Origin of the sequence: Bacteroides sp. BFG-637, from assembly GCF_024793605.1 — a bacterium.
GTDB classification, from domain to species: Bacteria; Bacteroidota; Bacteroidia; order Bacteroidales; family Bacteroidaceae; genus Bacteroides; species Bacteroides vicugnae.
The window spans coordinates 2,986,091-3,008,814 of record NZ_JANUPD010000002.1 but is presented as its reverse complement, the minus strand read 5'-3'; the positions used below and the strand labels follow the sequence as shown (position 1 = coordinate 3,008,814).

The 22,724-nt window shown below is 40.6% G+C and carries 16 protein-coding genes, 1 tRNA gene and 3 pseudogenes; 9 read left to right on the top strand and 11 right to left on the bottom strand.

All coding sequences use genetic code 11. The features are described from left to right. Positions 1 to 23 precede the first annotated feature (23 nt). A complete protein-coding gene (locus tag NXX38_RS11690; RefSeq protein ID WP_148366456.1) occupies positions 24 to 1,877 on the top strand; it encodes a DUF349 domain-containing protein in 1,854 nt (617 codons plus the stop codon). A 242-nt stretch (positions 1,878 to 2,119) separates the two neighbouring features. On the opposite strand, the gene NXX38_RS11685 is transcribed toward NXX38_RS11690, so the two are convergent. Next, a tRNA-Gln gene (locus tag NXX38_RS11685) sits at positions 2,120 to 2,190 on the bottom strand. A gap of 264 nt (positions 2,191 to 2,454) precedes the next feature. Between NXX38_RS11685 and rsfS the strand changes: the two genes are divergently transcribed. From rsfS to NXX38_RS11670, 3 genes are read left to right on the top strand one after another with little or no spacing between them, the layout of a single operon-like run. Then, the gene (rsfS, locus tag NXX38_RS11680) at positions 2,455 to 2,814 is read left to right on the top strand and encodes a ribosome silencing factor (protein WP_148366457.1); all 360 of its coding nucleotides are present in this window, start codon (positions 2,455 to 2,457) and stop codon (positions 2,812 to 2,814) included. A 9-nt stretch (positions 2,815 to 2,823) separates the two neighbouring features. Next, entirely contained in the window at positions 2,824 to 4,974 is a 2,151-nt protein-coding gene (ftsH, locus tag NXX38_RS11675; RefSeq protein WP_148366458.1) for an ATP-dependent zinc metalloprotease FtsH, read from the top strand. A 16-nt stretch (positions 4,975 to 4,990) separates the two neighbouring features. Then, a complete protein-coding gene (locus NXX38_RS11670; RefSeq protein ID WP_195358420.1) occupies positions 4,991 to 5,839 on the top strand; it encodes a phosphatidate cytidylyltransferase in 849 nt (282 codons plus the stop codon). A 102-nt stretch (positions 5,840 to 5,941) separates the two neighbouring features. Here NXX38_RS11670 and NXX38_RS11665 read toward each other — a convergent pair whose 3' ends face one another. From NXX38_RS11665 to surE, 3 genes and pseudogenes are all read right to left on the bottom strand, one after another. Further along, positions 5,942 to 6,724, bottom strand: a complete 783-nt coding sequence (locus NXX38_RS11665) for a NigD-like protein (protein WP_258979524.1) — start codon at positions 6,722 to 6,724, stop codon at positions 5,942 to 5,944. 93 nt (positions 6,725 to 6,817) lie between these two features. Beyond that, positions 6,818 to 7,955, bottom strand: a pseudogene (lpxB, locus tag NXX38_RS11660) (lipid-A-disaccharide synthase). A gap of 143 nt (positions 7,956 to 8,098) precedes the next feature. Next, on the bottom strand, positions 8,099 to 8,866 hold the full coding sequence (surE, locus tag NXX38_RS11655; RefSeq protein WP_148366462.1) for a 5'/3'-nucleotidase SurE: 768 nt from the start codon (positions 8,864 to 8,866) through the stop codon (positions 8,099 to 8,101). A gap of 357 nt (positions 8,867 to 9,223) precedes the next feature. Between surE and NXX38_RS11650 the strand changes: the two genes are divergently transcribed. The 5 genes and pseudogenes from NXX38_RS11650 to NXX38_RS11630 all read left to right on the top strand — a co-directional run bounded on the left by NXX38_RS11650 (position 9,224) and on the right by NXX38_RS11630 (position 15,422). Next, entirely contained in the window at positions 9,224 to 9,988 is a 765-nt protein-coding gene (locus NXX38_RS11650; protein WP_122135576.1) for a ParA family protein, read from the top strand. A gap of 11 nt (positions 9,989 to 9,999) precedes the next feature. Next, on the top strand, positions 10,000 to 10,890 hold the full coding sequence (locus NXX38_RS11645) for a ParB/RepB/Spo0J family partition protein (protein ID WP_009000352.1): 891 nt from the start codon (positions 10,000 to 10,002) through the stop codon (positions 10,888 to 10,890). Continuing rightward, positions 10,891 to 11,780 (top strand): annotated as a pseudogene (locus NXX38_RS11640) (DUF5683 domain-containing protein). A 33-nt stretch (positions 11,781 to 11,813) separates the two neighbouring features. Continuing rightward, positions 11,814 to 13,109 carry a lytic transglycosylase domain-containing protein gene (locus NXX38_RS11635; protein WP_074638096.1) on the top strand — a complete coding sequence of 432 codons (1,296 nt, stop codon included), beginning with the start codon at positions 11,814 to 11,816 and terminating at the stop codon, positions 13,107 to 13,109. A 72-nt stretch (positions 13,110 to 13,181) separates the two neighbouring features. Further along, positions 13,182 to 15,422: a bifunctional (p)ppGpp synthetase/guanosine-3',5'-bis(diphosphate) 3'-pyrophosphohydrolase gene (locus NXX38_RS11630; protein ID WP_008776780.1), complete on the top strand. Its 2,241-nt coding sequence runs from the start codon at positions 13,182 to 13,184 to the stop codon at positions 15,420 to 15,422. 7 nt (positions 15,423 to 15,429) lie between these two features. On the opposite strand, the gene NXX38_RS11625 is transcribed toward NXX38_RS11630, so the two are convergent. The 7 genes and pseudogenes from NXX38_RS11625 to NXX38_RS11595 all read right to left on the bottom strand — a co-directional run bounded on the left by NXX38_RS11625 (position 15,430) and on the right by NXX38_RS11595 (position 22,589). After that, a complete protein-coding gene (locus NXX38_RS11625) occupies positions 15,430 to 15,774 on the bottom strand; it encodes a MerR family transcriptional regulator (protein WP_004301384.1) in 345 nt (114 codons plus the stop codon). A 20-nt stretch (positions 15,775 to 15,794) separates the two neighbouring features. Beyond that, on the bottom strand, positions 15,795 to 16,763 hold the full coding sequence (locus tag NXX38_RS11620) for a M23 family metallopeptidase (protein WP_074638095.1): 969 nt from the start codon (positions 16,761 to 16,763) through the stop codon (positions 15,795 to 15,797). A 332-nt stretch (positions 16,764 to 17,095) separates the two neighbouring features. Next, complete coding sequence (locus tag NXX38_RS11615) at positions 17,096 to 18,037, bottom strand: hypothetical protein (protein ID WP_258979523.1); 942 nt, start codon at positions 18,035 to 18,037, stop codon at positions 17,096 to 17,098. Between the two features lie 126 nt (positions 18,038 to 18,163). Next, positions 18,164 to 18,925, bottom strand: coding sequence for a hypothetical protein (locus tag NXX38_RS11610; protein ID WP_258979522.1), 762 nt, complete (start codon positions 18,923 to 18,925; stop codon positions 18,164 to 18,166). Positions 18,926 to 19,502: 577 nt separating this feature from the next. Next, complete coding sequence (locus tag NXX38_RS11605; protein ID WP_258979521.1) at positions 19,503 to 20,030, bottom strand: hypothetical protein; 528 nt, start codon at positions 20,028 to 20,030, stop codon at positions 19,503 to 19,505. 16 nt (positions 20,031 to 20,046) lie between these two features. Further along, complete coding sequence (locus NXX38_RS11600) at positions 20,047 to 21,204, bottom strand: toxin-antitoxin system YwqK family antitoxin (protein ID WP_258979520.1); 1,158 nt, start codon at positions 21,202 to 21,204, stop codon at positions 20,047 to 20,049. Positions 21,205 to 22,002: 798 nt separating this feature from the next. Further along, positions 22,003 to 22,589 (bottom strand): annotated as a pseudogene (locus NXX38_RS11595) (tyrosine-type recombinase/integrase). Between the last annotated feature and the right edge of the window lie 135 nt (positions 22,590 to 22,724).

The window sequence follows — 22,724 nt, the reverse complement described above, 5'->3', positions numbered from 1 at the left end:
TTGTGACCCAAAACTAATATACAATGATGGACGCTCATGACACTAATCAACCCTTGAACCAAGGGGAATTAGAAGAAGAAAAGAAAACAGTCGAGGTTTCTGAAGCTATTACAGAGACTCCGACTGAAGAAGTTACTGCCGAAGTTCAACCTGAAGCAGCCCCTAAACCTGCCACTAAGGAAGATGTACTAAACCAGCTGAAAGAGCTTGCGCAAGATGCCGAAAATGCGAACAAGCAGGAAATTGACAATCTGAAACAATCATTCTACAAGTTACATAATGCCGAGTTGGAAGCTGCTAAGGTACAGTTTACAGACAACGGTGGAAACATTGAAGATTTTGTTGCCCAAGAGGACCCGACAGAGGAAGAATTCAAACGTCTGATGGGGGTTATCAAGGAAAAACGCAGCAGACAGGTTGCTGAATTGGAACGCCAGAAGGAAGAAAACCTGCAAGTGAAACTTTCCATTATCGAAGAACTGAAAGAATTGGTGGAATCCGGAGATGATGCCAACAAATCTTATACAGAATTCAAGAAGCTGCAACAGCAATGGAATGACACGAAATTGGTACCGCAAGGCAAAGTGAATGAACTTTGGAAAAACTATCAATTATATGTAGAGAAGTTCTACGATTTATTGAAACTGAACAATGAATTCCGTGAATACGACTTCAAAAAGAATCTGGAAATCAAGACGCGCCTCTGCGAAGCTGCTGAAAAGCTGGCTGACGAGGAGGACGTGGTTTCCGCTTTCCACCAACTGCAGAAGTTGCATCAGGAATTCCGCGATACAGGTCCGGTAGCCAAAGAACTGCGTGATGAGATCTGGAATCGGTTCAAAGCCGCTTCTACCGCTGTCAACCGCCGTCATCAGCAGCACTTCGAGTCGCTGAAAGAGGCCGAGCAGCACAATTTGGACCAAAAGACCGTAATCTGCGAAATCGTTGAAGCGATTGAGTATGATGAATTGAAGACATTCTCTGCTTGGGAAAATAAGACTCAGGAAGTGATTGCCCTGCAAAACAAATGGAAAACCATCGGTTTTGCACCTCAAAAGATGAATGTGAAAATCTTCGAACGTTTCCGCCATGCCTGCGATGATTTCTTCAAGAAGAAAGGAGAATTCTTCAAGAGCTTGAAAGAAGGTATGAACGAGAATCTGGAAAAGAAGAAAGCACTCTGCGAAAAAGCGGAAGCTTTGAAAGACAGCACGGACTGGAAAGTTACTGCCGATGCGCTGACCAAACTTCAAAAAGAATGGAAGACCATCGGACCGGTAGCCAAGAAACATTCGGATGCTGTCTGGAAACGTTTCATCACTGCTTGCGACTACTTCTTTGAGCAAAAGAACAAGGCTACTTCTTCACAACGCTCTGTCGAAACAGAGAATATGGAAAAGAAGAAAGCATTGATTGAAAAGTTATCCGCTATCGATGAGAACATGGATACTGAAGAAGCGAGCAATCTGGTTCGGGATTTGATGAAGGAATGGAATTCTATCGGTCACGTGCCGTTCAAAGAAAAAGATAAGCTATACAAGCAATATCACGGATTGATCGATCAGTTATTCGACCGTTTCAATATCAATGCTTCCAACAAGAAGTTAAGCAACTTCCGTTCGAACATCAGCAATATCCAGGGAGGCGGAACTCAATCTTTATATAGAGAACGTGAGAAACTAGTGCGCACTTATGAGAATATGAAGAACGAACTTCAGACTTATGAGAACAATCTGGGCTTCCTGACTTCTACTTCCAAGAAAGGCAGCAGCTTGTTGACTGAACTAAACCGCAAGGTAGACAAGCTGAAAGCAGACTTGGAACTAGTATTACAAAAAATTAAAGTAATCGACGAATCAATTAAAGCAGAAGAATAATCCTCTGCCCGATTTAGAGAAATAAAAGAAACCGGTTTTATGCTCGCTTGAGCAATAAAACCGGTTTCTCTTTTCTAGCAAACAAGCTTATACAGCCTTTAAGGATTTATTTATTAAACATCAACCCCACGTATTCTTTTCACAGCAAATATGTGTTTCTTCTGACTATAAATGTCAGAAAACAATAAAACCCTGCAAGATTTAATTCTTAGCAGGGTTCTATATAAATTGACGTTGATTTGTTGGGCTACCTGGATTCGAACCAGGAATGACAGGACCAGAATCTGTAGTGTTACCATTACACCATAGCCCAATGATTTTCGTTTGCGGGTGCAAAGATACAAATATTTTGGGAATTCAAAACAATTCTGATATTTTTTTTGCAAAAATGCCCAAATAAGCTTTCTAAACAAAAGTATCTCCACTAAAAAACACAAAAATTGAGGGATAACTTTCTTGTATCCAATAAATCAGCGTATATTTGTCAAAAATATCACGTTTATAATCAGAAACAAAGGGTTGCCTTTTTTTGTTATAAACAAATAGAGAACATAAATTATTAATCTCAATTACAGGAATGAACGATACTAAAGTATTAATTGAAAAAATAAAAGAAGGAATTCAAGAGAAAAAAGGTAAAAAGATAATCGTTGCCGATTTAACCAGCATAGAAGATACCATCTGTAAATATTTCGTTATCTGTCAGGGAAATTCTCCCAGTCAAGTGAGTGCCATTGTAGATTCAATCAAGGAATTTACACGCAAAGGTGCGGATAGCAAACCTTATGCAATCGATGGGCTCCGGAATGCAGAATGGGTGGCAATGGACTATGCCGACGTACTGGTACACGTTTTTTTGCCGGAAGTAAGAGCTTTTTATAATCTTGAACACCTTTGGGCAGATGCCAAACTCACTCAAATCCCCGATCTAGACTAATTAATGATTATGGACAATAATAATAGCAATAATAACAATAGCAATAAACCTAATAATAAGGTTAATATGCCTAAGTTCAACCTGAACTGGATGTATATGATTATTGCCCTTATGCTTCTCGGCCTCTGGTGGGGCAGTGATTCAAAGGGAGCTGGAAGCAAAGCTGTAACTTACAGTGAGTTTCAGGACTACGTAAAAAAGGGCTATGTAAGCAAAGTATTGGGTTATGAAGATAAGTCAATCGAAGCTTTTCTTAAACCGACTGCTGTAGGAGCTGTTTTTGGAGCAGATTCTACCAAAGTAGGACGTAACCCTATCATTACAAGTAGAACGCCATCTACCGATAAACTGGAAGAGTTTTTGCAGGCAGAAAAGGAAGCCGGTCATTTTGACGGCTCTTCTGACTATCCGCCCAAATCGGATATTTTCCCCGCAATCCTGATTCAGATACTCCCGCTTGTCTTGCTTGTAGCGTTATGGATCTTCTTCATGCGCCGTATGAGCGGAGGTGGCAGTGGTGGCCCCGGTGGTGTATTTAATGTAGGAAAATCAAAAGCCCAGCTTTTTGAAAAAGGCGGAGCCATCAAGATTACATTTAAGGATGTAGCGGGTTTGGCAGAAGCTAAACAAGAAATAGAGGAAATAGTAGAGTTCTTGAAGGAACCGCAGAAATATACGGATTTGGGAGGTAAGATCCCTAAGGGAGCATTGCTGGTAGGCCCTCCGGGAACCGGTAAAACTTTGCTTGCCAAAGCTGTGGCGGGTGAAGCTAATGTTCCTTTTTTCTCACTGGCAGGTTCTGACTTCGTGGAAATGTTTGTGGGTGTAGGTGCATCCCGTGTTCGCGACTTGTTTAAACAGGCTAAAGAAAAAGCTCCCTGTATCGTCTTTATCGATGAGATTGATGCCGTAGGACGTGCTCGTGGCAAGAATCCTGCAATGGGAGGAAATGACGAACGTGAAAATACATTGAACCAGTTATTGACAGAGATGGACGGTTTCGGTTCCAACAGCGGTGTGATTATCCTCGCTGCTACTAACCGTGTAGACGTACTTGATAAAGCGTTGCTCCGTGCAGGACGTTTTGACCGTCAGATACATGTGGATCTGCCTGACTTGAATGAACGTAAAGAAGTATTTGGTGTGCATTTGCGCCCGATCAAAATAGACGATAGTGTTGATGTAGACTTGCTGGCTCGCCAAACTCCGGGATTCTCGGGTGCGGATATCGCCAATGTCTGCAATGAAGCTGCACTGATTGCTGCCCGCCACGGAAAGAAATTTGTAGGCAAGCAAGACTTTCTGGATGCGGTAGACCGTATCATCGGTGGTCTGGAAAAGAAAACCAAGATTACTACGGAAGCTGAAAGACGTTCCATCGCTTTGCATGAAGCAGGACACGCCTCTATCTCCTGGTTATTGGAATATGCCAATCCGTTGATTAAGGTAACTATCGTTCCCCGCGGACGTGCATTGGGAGCTGCCTGGTATCTGCCGGAAGAACGTCAGATTACTACTAAGGAGCAGATGTTGGATGAAATGTGCGCCACTTTAGGAGGACGCGCCGCTGAAGATTTATTCCTTGGCCGCATTTCAACTGGTGCCATGAACGACTTGGAAAGAGTGACCAAACAGGCATATGGTATGATTGCTTATTTAGGTATGAGCGACAAGCTGCCGAATTTATGTTATTACAACAACGATGAATATTCTTTCAATCGTCCATACAGCGAAAAGACAGCCGAACTAATTGACGAAGAGGTAAAGAGAATGGTGAACGAACAGTATGAACGCGCCAAGAGAATTCTGTCAGAGCATAAAGAAGGTCACAACGAACTGACACAATTACTGATTGACAAAGAGGTAATCTTCGCAGAAGACGTTGAACGTATCTTCGGCAAACGCCCCTGGGCTTCGCGTTCGGAAGAAATCATGGCTGCTAAAGAAAGCCAGGATGCTGCAAGAGCTGAAAGGGAACTTGCCCAAAAGCTGAAAGAAGAAGAAAAAGAAATCAAAGAAGAGGAAGCTGAAAATACTGCAGAGGAACAAGCACCCATTGACACCAAAGTTGCCGCAGCGGGTAACAAGGTTACAGTGGAAGGCAAAGTTACCGTAGAGGGTAAGTCTAATGGAGAAGAACAAGCTAACGAGTCCAACTAATTAAAACGAATAGATTTTGATTAATAATTTCATAAAACGAGCTATTACAGGTGTACTCTTCGTTGCCATCTTGGTAGGGTGCATCCTTTATGATGCATTCAGTTTTGGCATTCTGTTCACCGCTATCAGTGCACTGACTATTTATGAGTTTGCACAGCTGGTAAATATGCGCGCAGAAGGAGTCAAGATAAACAAAACCATTAATATGCTCGGCGGGGCTTATTTATTCCTCGCAATCATGGGATTCTGCATTGATGCAGCCGATTCGAAAATATTCATCCCGTATGTGCTTTTATTGCTTTACATGATGATTAGCGAATTGTATCTGAAAAAGGAGAACCCGGTACTTAACTGGGCTTATTCGATGCTTAGCCAACTTTATATCGGCCTGCCTTTTGCTTTGCTAAATGTATTGGCTTTCCATAACGACCCAGCGTCGGAATTCAGTAGCATAAGCTATAATCCGATTCTACCGTTATCCATCTTTATTTTCCTTTGGCTGAATGACACGGGTGCTTATTGCATCGGTTCACTGATAGGCAAACACCGACTCTTTGAACGCATCTCCCCGAAAAAATCATGGGAAGGTTCTATCGGCGGCGGAGTTGTAGCAATCGGAGTATCTTTTATACTTGCTCACTACTTCCCATTTATGTCAATGATTGAATGGGCAGGACTGGCATTGGTAGTGGTTATATTTGGCACATGGGGCGACCTGACGGAGTCATTGCTAAAACGCCAATTGCACGTAAAGGATTCGGGAAATATCCTTCCGGGACATGGAGGGATGCTCGACCGGTTTGACAGTTCTTTGATGGCTATACCGGCAGCAGTCGTTTATCTATATGCATTAACGTGGTTCTAACAGGAGTTTTTCTCATCAATTAGAATTGCACACAATACAAAAGGTCGGGAACTTCGATAGAAGTATCCCGACCTTTTTCACACACAGTAAATCATAGTTAGGTTATCGGATCGAAGAAGTGGAGTGTACATCCTTCGCAGCTTCCGGCACACCTACCGGATGATCCAGATCAAGAACGATCACTCTTCCTTCTCCATGTTCTCTTGAATTTATAGTCACTTTAAAACCTTTCATTGTTGATTCAGAATCTTTCTCCGTTGGGAAGAACTTTTCCAGATTATAAGAAACTCGTCCCCATCCCCAATAATCGGTTACATCTTCATACGTATTATAACGCAGTTCCAAATGTACGTAACCATCTTCAGCCACATTCAATGTTCCCGGTTCTGACGGTTCTCCCGTTTCTATCTTATTTTGCACAAGACTGATACGATGTTTCTCCGAGCGAGGCAGTTCCTGACGAAAAATTACATTCAGGAATTTTCCTCCCAACCACATATCACCCTGATAAATCAGGATAGGATCATTGCCGAATTCCACCGCTTCTTCCTCTGTGGTCATATCTTCTACTTCCTTTGTCAACAATTCCTGTACACCTTCCATCTTCACCTGAACTCCTTTTCCTCCTTCCATGTCATACAAAGGATTGAAAAAAGCCACTACACGTTCACCGTCCACCGGTTTAAACCAAGGTATGGAAGTAGCAACCGGATCAATCAATCCCCAACGATCACCTTCCAAATAATAGCCTCCTCCACCGGTTGCACGAACGGTCGCCCAGTCCCAGCTAAAGTCTCCGATAGAATAGCCATCATCATCACATGATTGCAACATTGGCACTAATGCCAATAACAACATTCCTAAAAGCCACTTAATTTTTTTCATATCTTTTTTCCTTTCTTTTTTAGTCTTCTGCTTAATAAATAAAAAAGCCGTGCAATTACTGCATCGGCTTTACGTTTATTCAGAAAAAGAAAGTTATTTTTTCAACAAATGCAGCATTTCACGAGCTGCACGACGGGGAGCACCGGCAGGTCCCAACCGTTCAGCCATATATTCATATCCCGAAAGCATTTCATTTCCTATATGCTTCATTTCCAATGATATTTTTCAATTCACTCTGCATATTCTTCACGGTCATCGTATCCGCCACCAGCTCTTTTACCACTTCACGGTCGGCAATCAAATTAACCAACGAAATAAATTTCACGGTCAAGATATGACGCCGCAAGAAGGAAACTATTTTCCCTATCGGAGTGTGATAACAAACGACTTGGGGAACACGGAACAATGCCGTCTCAAGAGTAGCCGTGCCTGAAGTGACCAAAGCCACATCTGCGTGTTGCAACAAACGATAGGTTTGATCGAAAATGATTTTCACTTTCGCCTCTCCTACATATTTTTTATAATATTCGGGAGCAATGGCAGGAGCACCCGCCAGAACAAGCTGATAATCAGGAAAAGCAGAAGCCGCCTCCAACATATCCGGCAGATTATCTTTGATTTCCTGTTTCCGGCTACCTGCAAGAAGAGCTATTATCGGTTTATCTTCCAGTTGATTCTCCGCAATAAACAAATCCTTATTTTTCGGATGAGCTTCCTGATAGGCCACCACCTCATCCACGGTAGGATTTCCAACATAGTGAATGGGATATTGATGCTTTCCTTCGAAGAAATCTACTTCAAAAGGAAGAATGGAAAAAAGTTCGTCTACATCTCGTTTTATATTCTTAATGCGATACTCTTTCCACGCCCATATCTTCGGAGAAATATAATAATAAACCGGAATCTGTGTCTTTGCATGGACAAACTTGGCTATATCCAGATTGAATCCCGGATAGTCCACCAGAATAACAACATCCGGTTGCCAAGAAACAATGTCTTCTTTACAACGCTTCATATTTGCAAAGATAGTGCGCAGATGGAGCAACACGGGAATAAACCCCATGTACGCCAGTTCTTTATAATGTTTCACCATCGTTCCTCCAACGGCAGCCATCAAATCACCTCCGAAAAACCGGAAATCAGCCTGCGGATCTTCGGCCTTTAAGGCAGCCATCAGATGAGAAGCGTGCAAGTCGCCGGAAGCTTCGCCGACAATCAAATAATACTTCATAATAGTTGATAGGTGATAGGGGATAAATGATAGGTGATAGGGGATAAATGATAGGTGAAAATTAAAACATGACAACCACTAAGTCGTGTCTTGTAACCGATTCTCAACTCAACATCTATCGCTTATCACCTATCATTTATCAACTAATTAAACCATTTGTTAAGTTCATCCATAAAGTGATAAGCTGTCACATCAACCGTGGTCGGAGTGATAGCAACATAGCCATTTGCCAAAGCCCAATGATCATTCTTCTCATTTTCAAGCTCGTGGTCGGTAAATTCGCCGGTCAACCAGAAATAATTCGGATCGTTCAGACGGGGACAGGCAGCCCATTCGTTCGTCCAACGACCTTTTGCCTGTTCACAGATTTTGATTCCTTTGATATCGGTTGTATTCGGGAAGTTTACGTTCAGGCAGGTCAAAGGAGGAAGTCCTTTTTCCAGTACCATGGCGGCAATACTGCGAATATAAGGTCCGGCAGCTTCAAAATCGGCATCAGGTTCATGATTACACAAAGAGAAGCCAATAGAAGGGATTCCATTCAAACAACCTTCGAACACCACTCCCATCGTACCGGAATAATGCACGTTAGTGGCGGAGTTATCCCCATGATTGATACCACCGACTACCAAGTCCGGTGTCCGGTCGAGCACTGTGTTCCGTGCCAATTTGATACAATCGGTCGGCGTTCCCGAACATTTATAAACAGTTAAACCTACTTCTTTCTTTACTAACTGGTAATGAACAGGCTGCGTCACCGTCAGCGCACAACCACTGCCCGAACGCGGAGCATCAGGTGCCATTACCACAATATCTCCCAAAGGGCGAAGAAACTTCACCAGTTCATTAATCCCTTTAGCCATCACGCCATCGTCATTTGAAACAAGTATCAACGGCTTTTCATTTTCCATATCTTCAATCCTTTCCTTTTTTATATTCGCACAAAAGTAACAAAAAGAAGCCGTACCGCCAAACACCTCCCTGCATCAGATCGAAAAGTCTCTTTCCACCCCATTCCTACCCGTTTACAAATCTTAATCTTCTGCAAGCGAGCAAAAAAAGAAATAGATATCCAATATAAATATGTATATTTGCAAGCTCGTTAAAGAGAAAAGTAGATGATGCAACCTGTTGAAGTTTTGTAACCGTTTCGTCCGACAGTTATTAACAAAACAGGCGACTTATCAACAGAAATTGCAAAGTTTCTCTTTTTTCGTAGGCGCTCTAAGGATTTATCACTTATTTCGCTGCCAATAAATTTAGAGAATATGGGAAAAATTATTGCTTTGGCCAATCAAAAGGGTGGTGTAGGAAAAACAACGACTACGATTAACCTCGCAGCTTCACTTGCTACACTGGAAAAAAAGGTACTCGTGATAGATGCCGACCCGCAAGCTAATGCCTCTTCCGGTCTGGGAGTAGACATCAAGCAGTCGGAATGCACTATCTATGAGTGTATTATTGACAGAGCCAACGTACAGGACGCTATCCTTGACACGGAGATTGATTCTTTGAAAGTGATCTCTTCGCACATCAATCTTGTAGGGGCAGAGATTGAAATGCTGAACCTCCCAAACCGAGAAAAGATACTGAAGGAAGTACTCACTCCTTTGAAAAAAGAATATGACTATATTCTGATAGACTGTTCTCCTTCATTAGGACTAATCACGATCAACGCCCTAACGGCAGCGGACTCGGTGATTATTCCCGTTCAAGCTGAATATTTCGCTCTTGAAGGTATCAGCAAACTATTGAATACCATTAAAATCATCAAGTCGAAACTGAATCCGGCTTTAGAGATCGAAGGTTTCCTGCTGACGATGTATGATTCTCGTCTGCGTCAGGCTAATCAGATCTATGACGAAGTGAAACGGCATTTTCAAGAACTGGTGTTCAATACCGTTGTTCAACGAAATGTAAAATTGAGCGAGGCTCCCAGCTACGGTGTTCCGACCATCCTTTACGATGCGGAATCTACCGGTGCCAAGAACCACTTGGCTCTTGCTAAAGAGATTATCAACCGAAATAAATAAAAGAAGAAGATATGGCAACACAAAAAAGAAATGCATTAGGACGCGGTTTAGACGCCTTGCTCTCAATGGATGATGTGAAAACCGAAGGGTCTTCTTCCATTAATGAAATAGAGCTGGCAAAGATTACTGTCAATCCTAACCAGCCCCGCCGTGAGTTTGACGAAACAGCGTTGCAGGAACTGGCTGATTCCATTGCGGAAATCGGTATCATCCAACCTATTACTTTACGCAAACTCTCGGACGATGAATATCAGATCATCGCGGGAGAACGTCGTTATCGCGCTTCACAAAGAGCAGGCTTGAAAACAATCCCTGCTTATATACGCACCGCCGACGACGAAAACATGATGGAAATGGCGCTGATTGAAAATATCCAGCGTGAAGACCTGAATGCCGTAGAAATCGCACTTGCCTACCAGCATCTGCTCGATCAGTATGAACTGACACAGGAACGTCTTAGCGAACGTATCGGAAAGAAAAGAACGACAATCGCCAACTACCTGCGTTTACTAAAATTGCCGGCTCCCATACAGATGGCCCTGCAAAACAAGCAGTTGGACATGGGACATGCCCGTGCGCTGATTTCATTAGGCGACCCGAAACTACAAGTTAAAATATTCGAAGAAATACAAGAGCACGGATATTCAGTCCGCAAAGTAGAAGAAATTGTTAAATCATTAAGCGAAGGAGAAGCGGTGAAAAGCGGTACGCGGAAAATAACACCGAAACGTGCCAAACTTCCCGAAGAGTTCAACTTATTGAAGCAACAACTCTCTGGCTTTTTCAACACCAAGGTACAACTCACCTGCTCTGAAAAGGGAAAGGGAAAGATCAGTATTCCTTTCGGTAACGAGGAGGAACTGGAACGTATCATGGAAATCTTCGATACGCTAAAGAAGTAAATGACAAGAAAAAGTAAGAAATATCAGTTACTAGTCAGCGCCCTGCTTCTCTGTTTTTTACAGGTGGCAGGGATTGATGTGTATGCACAGTCCACTGTTACTCCAGTACGGAAAGATACAACAATCATACAGCGTGAAGCACCGAAAGCCCGTGCACGAAGGCATCGCGAACCGATTGCACAGGATTCGACAAGACAGGATTCTATCCGGATCATACCCTCCAAAAGAACTTCTGGCCATCGACAGCTTGTCAGCTGCCAAGATACAGATAGCAGACAGTCTGGACGCAGCCAACAAGAAAGAGCTGAAAAAGATAGGAACAGCCGTCATCGATTGTTGTAAAGACCGACAGTGTACCACCAACGACTCAAGATATTAACAAGAAGATATTTATCCCGAATCCGACCAAAGCTACCTGGTTGGCAGTCGTATTCCCCGGTGGAGGACAAATTTACAATCGTAAATACTGGAAACTACCTATTATATATGGAGGGTTTGCAGGTTGTGCCTACGCGTTAAGCTGGAACGGCAAGATGTACAAAGACTATTCGCAAGCCTATCTGGACATCATGGACAGCAATCCGAACACCAAAAGTTACGAGGATTTGTTGCCCCCGAACTCCACTTATAATGAGGAGCAACTGAAAAACACCTTAAAAAGAAGAAAAGATATGTTCCGTCGTTATCGGGACCTTAGTATATTTGCATTTATCGGAGTTTACCTGATCTCTATCATCGACGCTTATGTAGATGCGGAGTTATCCAACTTCGATATAACCCCCGACTTGAGCATGAAAGTAGAGCCGGCTGTTATTGATAATAACAACCAGTTCCGCTCCAACAGCTTTAAAAACAAGTCGGTTGGCCTGCAATGCGTATTACGATTTTAAAAACACAATTTAGATTGATCTTATTATTGAAGCATGAAGAAATTAGTTAGCTATTGTTCGATTATTTTTCTTTTACTAGTGGCCACGTCGCAGGTAAAAGCGCAAAGTGTAGATGTAGTGATTCGTGAAAATGGAACTGAACGCAAAGAAAGCATCGACCTGCCTAAAAGTATGACTTATCCACTTGACAGTCTGTTGAATGACTGGAAAGCTAAAAATTATATTGATTTAGGCAAGGATTGCAGTACGGCTGAAATCAATCCTTTATTCAGTGACTCTGTCTATATCGACCGCTTGTCACGCATCCCGGCCATCATGGAAATGCCTTATAATGATATTATCCGCAAATTCATCGATATGTATGCAGGACGCTTGCGCAATCAGGTTTCTTTCATGCTAAGTGCCTGCAACTTCTATATGCCTATTTTTGAAGAAGCACTGGATGCATACGGACTTCCACTGGAACTAAGATATCTGCCGATTATCGAATCTGCGTTGAACCCATCAGCCGTATCACGTGCAGGTGCTTCCGGTCTGTGGCAATTTATGATTGGTACAGGTAAGATTTATGGTTTAGAATCAAACAGCCTGGTAGATGAACGTCGTGACCCGATTAAAGCAACTTGGGCTGCCGCTCGTTATCTCAAAGAAATGTATGATATCTATGGAGACTGGAATCTGGTAATTGCTGCTTATAACTGTGGGCCCGGTACAATCAATAAGGCAATCCGCCGTGCCAATGGCGAAACTGATTATTGGAAAATCTACAATTACCTGCCTAAAGAAACGCGTGGTTATGTGCCTGCCTTTATCGCTGCCAACTACGTGATGACTTACTACTGCGACCACAATATCTGCCCGATGGAAACCAATATTCCGGCAAGTACTGACACAGTGCAAGTAAACCAAAATCTGCACTTCGAACAAATCGCTGACCTTTGTAATGTACCTCTGGATCAGATCAAGAGTTTGAATCCGCAATATAAGAAGCAAATGATTCCGGGTGACAGCAAACCTTATACGCTAAGACTCCCTATCGACGCGATCAGTACTTTTATCGATAAGCAAGATACGATTTATGCACATCGTGCCGATGAGTTGTTCCGCAACCGCAAAACCGTTGCTGTAAAGGATATTACACCTGCAACCCGTAAAACGACAACAGCAGTTGCCGGTAAGGGGAAACTGACCTATTACACAATAAAAAGTGGAGACACTTTATCCACTATCGCCGGAAAGTATGGCGTCACAATCAAGGATATACAAAGGTGGAATGGAATGTCTAACACTAAAATTGCAGCAGGAAAACGATTGAAAATATACAAATAAATAACTTCCTGCTTGCATCGTTCGGAAATTTGCTTATTTTTGCAGAACTAAGCAAGTGAAAGGATAACAATTATGGATAATCTGGCCCCCAAAGAAATAGCTGACGAAGAGATGATTAATCAGGCGTTCCACGAACTACTGAATGACTATCTCAATACTAAACATCGCAAAAAAGTTGAAATCATTACGAAAGCTTTCAACTTTGCCAATCAGGCGCATAAAGGAATCAAACGCCGTTCGGGTGAACCTTATATTATGCACCCGATTGCCGTTGCCAGCATTGTATGCAATGAAATAGGTCTCGGTTCCACTTCTATTTGTGCAGCCTTGCTGCATGATGTGGTAGAGGACACTGATTACACAGTGGAAGACATCGAGAATATCTTTGGTCCGAAGATTGCCCAGATTGTGGACGGACTGACTAAAATATCCGGTGGAATCTTCGGTGACCGTGCTTCGGCACAGGCAGAGAACTTCAAGAAGTTACTGCTCACCATGTCGAACGATATCCGGGTCATTCTTATCAAGATAGCGGACCGTTTGCACAACATGCGTACTCTTGGCTCCATGTTACCCAACAAGCAATATAAGATTGCAGGCGAAACGCTTTACATCTATGCTCCACTTGCCAACCGTTTGGGGCTCTATAAGATAAAAACGGAGCTTGAGAATCTAAGCTTCAAATATGAACATCCCGAAGAATATGCGGAAATAGAAGAGAAGTTGAATGCTACTGCCGCTGAACGTGACAAGGTCTTCAACGACTTCACAGCCCCGATCCGTACCCAACTGGATAAGATGGGATTGAAATACCGGATACTTGCCCGTGTAAAATCAATCTATTCCATCTGGAACAAGATGCAGACCAAGCATGTTCCTTTCGAAGAAATATACGATTTACTGGCTGTTCGAATCATCTTCGAACCACGCAATGAAGAAGAAGAACTCAACGACTGTTTCGATATCTACGTTTCTATTTCCAAGATATACAAACCCCATCCGGACCGTTTGCGCGACTGGGTCAGCCATCCTAAAGCTAATGGTTATCAGGCATTACACGTCACTCTGATGGGTAACAACGGACAATGGATTGAAGTCCAGATTCGTAGTGAACGGATGAACGACGTTGCCGAACAAGGTTTCGCAGCCCACTGGAAATACAAAGAAGGAGGAGGTAGCGAGGATGAAGGCGAATTAGAAAAATGGTTGAGAACGATTAAGGAGATATTAGATGATCCGCAACCGGATGCCATCGACTTTCTGGATACCATTAAGCTAAATTTATTTGCTTCCGAAATATTCGTGTTCACTCCTAAAGGCGAACTGAAGACTATGCCGCAGAACTCTACGGCCCTCGACTTCGCATTTTCCCTGCACACGGATATTGGTAGCCATTGTATTGGCGCTAAAGTCAATCATAAATTAGTGCCGTTGAGCCACAAATTGCAAAGTGGTGACCAAGTTGAAATCCTGACTTCAAAATCGCAACGCGTACAACCGCAATGGGAAGTTTTTGCAACCACTGCCCGTGCCCGTGCCAAGATAGCAGCCATTCTCCGTAAAGAGCGTAAAGCAAATCAAAAGATAGGGGAAGAAATCCTTAGTGAGTTTCTGAAAAAGGAGGAAGTCCGTCCGGAAGAAGCTGTTATCGAAAAGCTACGCAAACTGCATAATGCCAAGAATGAGGAAGAGTTGCTGGCTGCCATTGGTAGTAAAGCAATCGTTCTGGGAGAAGCAGACAAGAATGAACTGAAAGAAAAGCAAACCAGTAACTGGAAGAAATATCTGACTTTCTCTTTCGGCAATAGCAAAGAGAAGCAGGAAGAGAAAGAACCGCAGGAAAAAGAAAAAATCAACCCGAAAGAGGTGCTCAAACTGACGGAAGAAAGTTTGCAGAAGAAATATATCATGGCCGAATGTTGCCATCCTATTCCCGGTGACGATGTATTGGGATATGTGGATGAAAACGACCGGATCATTATTCACAAGCGCCAATGCCCTGTTGCCGCCAAATTGAAGAGCAGCTATGGCAACCGCATATTAGCGACCGAATGGGATACACATAAAGAACTATCTTTCCTGGTATATATATATATAAAAGGTATAGACAACATGGGACTTTTGAATGAAGTCACCCAGGTCATCTCCAGACAGCTCAATGTAAATATCCGTAAGCTGACCATCGAAACCGAAGATGGCATCTTTGAAGGAAAAATCCAGTTGTGGGTACATGATGTGGATGATGTAAAAACTATCTGCAACAATCTGAAGAAAATACAGAATATCAAACAGGTGAGCCGTGTAGAGGAATAGCTTTCATTTATTCCCGCCCATCCAGTTCGCGTTTAATGGCCAAAAGCTCTTCTTTGATCGCTTTCAGCTTATTAACGATCTCATAATTACGAACTGTAGCTTCTTTATTATCCTTCAAACGTTGCCGGGCACCGGGAAGTGTCATCCCTTTCTCTTTGACCAAATGATAGATAAGTCCGATCGTTTCTACGTCTTCCTTACGATACTGACGTATTCCTCTTCCTGCTGTTTTAGGCGAGATTTGCGGAAATTCCTTTTCCCAAAAACGGAGTAACGACGGATTGACTCCAAACATATCGGCAACCTCTCCTATTGAATAATATAGCTTCAATTCTTTATCTGTATTAAGCATAGCACTCCTGTTTAAAGATTTTAATCGAATACTTTACCATGATTGGCTGCCAGCTGAATCATCCTTTCATAATCTTCGGCACTCAAGTCCATGAAATAATAATTGACCGGATTCACGACCTGTCCTTTCACATGCACTTCGTAATGCAAATGCGGACCGGTACTCTTTCCTGTACTCCCCACTTTTCCGATAATCTCACCACGCACTACTTTCTTTCCGACTTTCGTATTAAATCCCTGCAAGTGAGCATATCGAGTGAGATATCCGAAACCATGATCGATTTCGATGGTATTCCCATATCCGGTCTCCCATCCTACTTTCACTACAGTTCCGTTTCCGGTAGCATATACATCTGTTCCCGGATGAGCAGAGAAGTCCATACCTGCATGAAACTTTGTCGTACCGTAAATAGGGTCGATACGTGTACCATAACCGGATGCTGTCTGACGAAGATCTTTATTCGAAATAGGCTGGATAGCCGGAATACATTTCAACATCTCATCATGGTTCTTACACATATCAATCACATCGTCGAAAGATTTCGACTGAATATACAGTCTTTTGGAGAGCACATCCAGTTTTTGAGTCGTATTCACTACCAACTTAGAATTCGCCAAATCCATCAGTTCTTCGTAACGGTTCGTCCCGCCATAACCAGCTTGGCGGATAGCCGGAGAAACAGGATCGGCCTGCAAAATCACCCGGTACAAATTATCGTCACGCTGCTGGATATCCTGAAGTACTCCCATAGCGTCGTCCAGACGACGGGAAAGTACATTATACTGTGCCAAAAGACGGCTGTTCTCAATTCTTAATTCTTTCTCCGATGGAGAGCCAAAAATCAGAAGCAATACAATAAAGCAACCTGCTCCCAACCCCATTCCATAGAAAAGCCGGCGCAGGATACTAAGCGCACGCTGCCGTACGGTAGGGTAAATTCGATCATAAGTCTGGGTCTTTGAATTATAGATGTAGTATACTTTGCGCATCTTTTTGGAAATATTTCGCTTGTTAATACGGCAAAAGTAATAAAAACAAGCTATCTTTATTACATATACTGATTATCAAGCAATTACTTAATTGGTTATTAAATTTTGTGACCAACATCTCATTTCAACCACTACAAAAGTACATCTTCTAGCCATAACAACCAATTATTTAAGAAAAGAAAGCATTTATAATAACACATTTATCCTATCAGAACATTCTATACGCCATTCTGCCAACACAGCACTACTGGTTAGTTGGCTTCCAATATTATTATACCATCGCTTATAGATATAAAAAAGCCAGCTATCATCTCGATAACTGGCTTTTAATTTTACTCATCAGTAGAAGTACTTTGAGATTGTATAAACTGTTCGTAAAAACTATTAAGAAGACGATTTATAATGGTCTCTTTGGTATCGCCACCTCGCTGTCCTTTGGCTTTCTCTATCTGCTCTGCTTTCTCTTTGTTCAAACTTGAAAAGAACTTGACCAGATTGTCAATCGTAGCACCTTTTTGGTCATCGTCTGCTTCATCGTACTGATAGATAATCCAATCAATGAGAGTTCGACTTTTGAGAATCTCTTTAGAGAGGTGTTCTACTACCGCTTTTAATAATCTCTTCCCCCTTTCCAATCCATTAGTTTTCCGTAATTTATCACTTATCTTACCCGCCATTGCATCTGCCATTATCTCTTTAGTGATACCCGCTTTAAATGTTCCCCATTTGGAGGCAGTTGGTAGTGGATAACCTTGTTCGGTAAGCTCCACGATAAAATCAAGTAGCGGAAGTTCCTCTTTGCACGCCATTTTAGCCCCCTTAGGAAAGTCGCCCCCCTTCCAAGGATTTGTACAAATGTTAATCTCCGAAAACATTCTCGAGACTGCAATTTCTTCATTCAAAGCATAGATAAGATAGAACTCACCTTTGTACTTCTCTTCATCTTTTAACTCCTTGTTGGCTTCCAGAAGATTTAGATGAGCTTTGTAACGGTGGTTTGCATCCACTAACACAACGTACCGGGCTGCATCAGCTTCACTAATGGTTTCTCCCGTTCCAAAGTCTACAATCTCCAATCCGGCTTCTATAACTTTCTTTGCATCCACTATGATAGCGGGCACTAACATTCCATTTGCCTTCATGGACTTCATTTTGGCTTTAACCACCTTTTCATCGAAGTTGCGATTACCTGATAGCCTAGCTATCTTGGTTCCTTCACTTGCTAGCACTGCTAGCGTTAACACTTGGAGAGTAATGTCTCTTTCTGTTACCATAATTAATTTATGCCCATGCCCTTGGGGCTTATTTTGGTATCTAGCACACCAATTATTTTATGGTGGCAAAGCTATATAGAAAGATTGACCTAGATTAGGAGGAATAAGGCATCTTTGGGCAGTATTTTATCCTAAGAAAGCATGAACTTTATCTAATTCTACCCTTATATATTCTTTCTTATCCTGTGCTGATACCCTCTCTTCATATTTATCCCTATTCGGTATTTGCACATCATATAAGCTTAACAAGTCATATAGAAATGCTGCTTCTTCGTTTCTTATAGTCTTTATTCCTTTTGTGAAAAAACCTGCATCTAACAAATTCTTTCTCCAATAAGACAGTAACGTACCAATATAATATTTACCGTTCTCGTTAAATAAGATTTCCTCTCTCTGCATCAACTGTTTCAGTTTTGTATCTAATATACCTTTAGGATAAATCTTATTATTATCTTCATCTATGTATGTGATAAAATTCTTTCCTTTGTTGAATTTGATACAAAAACCATAAAAAGGGGCACTCCATTCCAGATAATCCCGATATTGGTATGGATTAGATAATAATATCATAAACAGTTTGTTGCATAATAATGATTTAATCATTGAGATTTGTTCGGTATCTATAATATGTTTCTCTTTCGATGTAGCACTTTTAAAGGTTATTTGTTTATTCTCTTGAATTAGATATAGAATTAGTTTACATAACTTTTTAATATCTGTTCTTTCGTATTTAGTCACCTCTTTTCTTGTAAACTGAAGTAGAAGATTATCTGTATCATCATCACATTTGAGAATATTATACTTCTTGGCTAGTTCTACAATCTTGTCTTTCTTTTCTGGCTCTTTGGCAAATGCCATATCAATAAGTCGTCGGCGTAATTTCTTCATGGTATTATCTTTTAAATTTAATGATTGCAAAGAAACAAATTTATCTAATATTCCAGCCCACCGTATCATAAAAAATAAAGCTGTAAATGAACTATCACTTACCGCCTTATCAATGATTTAGTTTCTTTATGTCCTGTGGAATCAAAAAATTGAATCATAAATATTAGACGTAATTCAGTTCTAACATCTGCTCTATTTGCTACCTCAAATCGAATCTTTTTGAAGAAATACACACATATACCTCAATAATTCAGAATGTATGTTTTGCATTAGCTTTACCTGATTCTTATCAGTAACTTTGTTGTAGATAAATCAATTAACAACCTATCTATTTTCACACAAATATGCAAGTAACACCAAAGAAGAGCACCGTGGTTCCTTATTTACCACAAGAGATTAGAGAGACCACATATACAGATATTATATACAGACCTGTGACAAGGGAGGTGATAGAACAACTATTCTCAAATTCACCCAAGAAGAATAAATGTAAATTAGTAAAGAAGAGAAGGAGATGAACTAAAAAAAGGCAGCAAGTGAATGTTACTTCAAATGCTGCCTTCAATAGTCCTATTTGTTATTTAATAGTCTGTTGTTCGACTGTATATGCAACAAATGTGAATCCTTGCTGTATTTCTGTGTTTTCTCCTTTAATACAAAGTGGTGGAATTACATTCAGAGGAACAAATAGGATAGTGCACCAAAACCAAGTCCATGCAGAACCCTTTTTGGAGAATCCTTCCTTCTCAATATTGGGTGCTTTCAATTTTAGTGGGATATTGTTGGCAAGTTGCAGTCTGTCTATCTCAACAGAAAGTTTACCTGCCTTTCCCCAACATTTTCCTTTAGAAGCTTTGACAACTTTACCTATAGCAATAGTTCCTTGTGGTATGGAATTGTTTCCTATAAAAATATCTTGTGCTACTTTAAATTCCACCTCCATTCCTTTCTTAATCTTTTTTGAACTTATATTATAGTCTAAGATTAATGGAATTGGGGTATTGGCAGGTATAGTAAAATCATTTGAATCTTCATACGCATATGTTACATTTGCTCCCATTAACAAAAGAAGCACAAATAAGATTGTTCTCATTGTATATTTCATCGTTATAAGTATTAAATTAATTATTGGTAGTCCAGATAAAAGGATATACTATTGAATTGATAGGTATATTTACGGTTAGTTCATCTCCTTTTTCAAATTTAACATTGATATACCCAGAAATGGATTCTCCTGCCCCTACAGTAGTCCGTTTCAAGTAACCTTCATCTTTCATTTGCCTTTCGTTCAATAATTGTTCATTATAGTTAGCAATTCTATCACTGGCTATTAATTGAGCTTGATATGCTGCTGCTCCATTATAACTTACTGTGGTGGAAGATGTATTAACAGAACCTGCATACGCTGTTGCACCTACTGCCGCACCTACTGCCGCTCCATTAGTACCAACAGCTGCACCTACAGCACCAGATACAGAGCCACCTGCATAAGACGAGTTGGTTTGTGTTGAAGAAGCCGAATATCCTGCTTTTGCTGCTGCCATATTTTCATTGAAAGCATTAAAAAAAGCACCCCAGTTTTGCCTACGGCTGACACGTTCAATATATTCATTAGCTTCCAGTACTTTTAATGTTTCCATCTTGTTCTTCTTGTTGTTGTATGCAGTAATAAGCGAAGGGTTAAAGTCTATTGGTTGATTAGAGTTATTAGTAAGAACGATACTCAATGTATAGTACTTTCCATAGTCTCTATTAGCACTAGCACTAACTAATAATGTTAGTCCGTTTTTTGTGTAATAATCCCATGTAGTACCTTTATCATGGAAAGTTTGTTTTTCATTAATCGTAGGCATTTCCAAATACAGTGAACCATCTTGCAATTTATATTTTGTTACATATCCTTCACTGGTTGATTGGGTATAATATGGTGTAACAGGTTCGCCGTTCTTATATTCAACTTGGTTACACGATTTGCCATCTTCAGGAAACTCATAATAGATACCATCAAATTTACCATCTACAAAATTTGCCTTTTTAGATATTAATCCATTTTGATAATAAGCGATACTATTACCATGAGGCACGCCTTCATTATATGCACAACAAGATTGTATTTGCCCGTTTTCGTAAAAGAGCACTACGTCTCCATGAAATTTGCCGTTTTGATAGTGAGCTATCTGTTGTACTTTTCCATTATTATAGTAGAGCTTTACCTCATTGTCATAAACCATTTTTTCTAAATCATATTTATCCACTGATATAAAATCTCCTTCCCCCATAAAGTATTACTTACAGTATTGTATGCTCTGAACTTATTACTATAGTGTGAGTCTTTAGCGTACTGAAAATATATAACACAAGTAGCGAATTCTTTTGTTTCAACCCCTTTTCCTGCGCTATCATAATAAAGTGTGTCAATTCTCTGTGAAAAGGAACTTATATTGAACGTGAACAACATAAGTATAATTAATAGTTGCTGCTGTTTCATAATTACTTATAGTTGTGCTTCTACGTTCCTAATAGAAAGCGTGAATAATTGAGATACAAGTGTGAGGAACACAACATAGTTGCACACTTCTTTAATAAAATTACTTGATTGGTAAATTAGATAGACTGTCTGTTTCTTATATTTTTATATTTAATGCCAACTTGTTCCCTAGAGTTGGCTACTACATACAAAAAGCGTGGAAACTATTGAATATTACCGTTATGAGGCTCTGGACTGCCCAAGAATGAGTAATAAACAATAGCCCACGCCAGAAAAGTATATAGTTCATCCCTTAAGATGAATATATAACACTGACGTGAGCGTTCTTGCCTACTATCCTCATTCTTTGAAATTGTCCAGATTTCATAACAGGATAATATATCAAACGCTCTTCGTTAACTATGTCCTTTCAGAACTATCTCCATAGAAGTCTGAAATTGCTACAAAGTTACTAAAAGCTGTTTAATTTGCAAGAACTATTGTTTATTAAATGTTGAGAAACACTTGTAGTCAATAATTCAAGGTTGGTATGAAACTTGCCAAGTCCCCATATAAACAGGAATTTGATACTTTCATACCAACCCAACTATTAGAAGCTAAGACAGTCATAAGTATTAAGTAGCTCTTCCTGTCTCAATCCCAAGTATCTTTTAGTAATTGATACACTGGAATGATTGAATAGTTCCATGAGCTTAACAAGTGCAAGCTCTGAATTATCGTTATTCATGTTGTAGACTTGTCTGCCAAAGGTCTTTCTAAGAGAATGACATGAAAAATTGCCTATATGCAACTTGTACTTCTTCTTAATCTCTTTCAGTACCCCGTTTATCCTCTGAATACTGAAAACCGTTCCTTTCTGGCTTATCAGAATAGGAGCATTAATACCAACAGGCTTTATATGCTCATAGCAATCTCTGATATGCTTTTTAGTTGTAGGTTAACTCTGATAGTCCGTTTCTTTTTCGTTTTATGCTCTATGATGGTAAACTCGTCTGTATCTAATACCTGATTCCATCTTAAAGAAAGAATATCAGAAATTCTTAGACCTGTGAAACAACCCAAAGCAATAAGAAGTGACATTTTATAATTACCGTCTTTTGCCAACTTCCTTATTAGATTCATGGCTTCATCCCATTGCAGGAAATCAGCCGTTGTATTACTGTATTTCAAGCTCATAATGTTCAGTTATGTAGTTAAACAAATAAAAGTGAAAATTAATTTCTAACTGGAATATCTAACTTGCTGATTACTAAGCAAACATTCACTAATTAACAAAGTGAACATTTTTATAAAGCAAGGACACCAAACAAA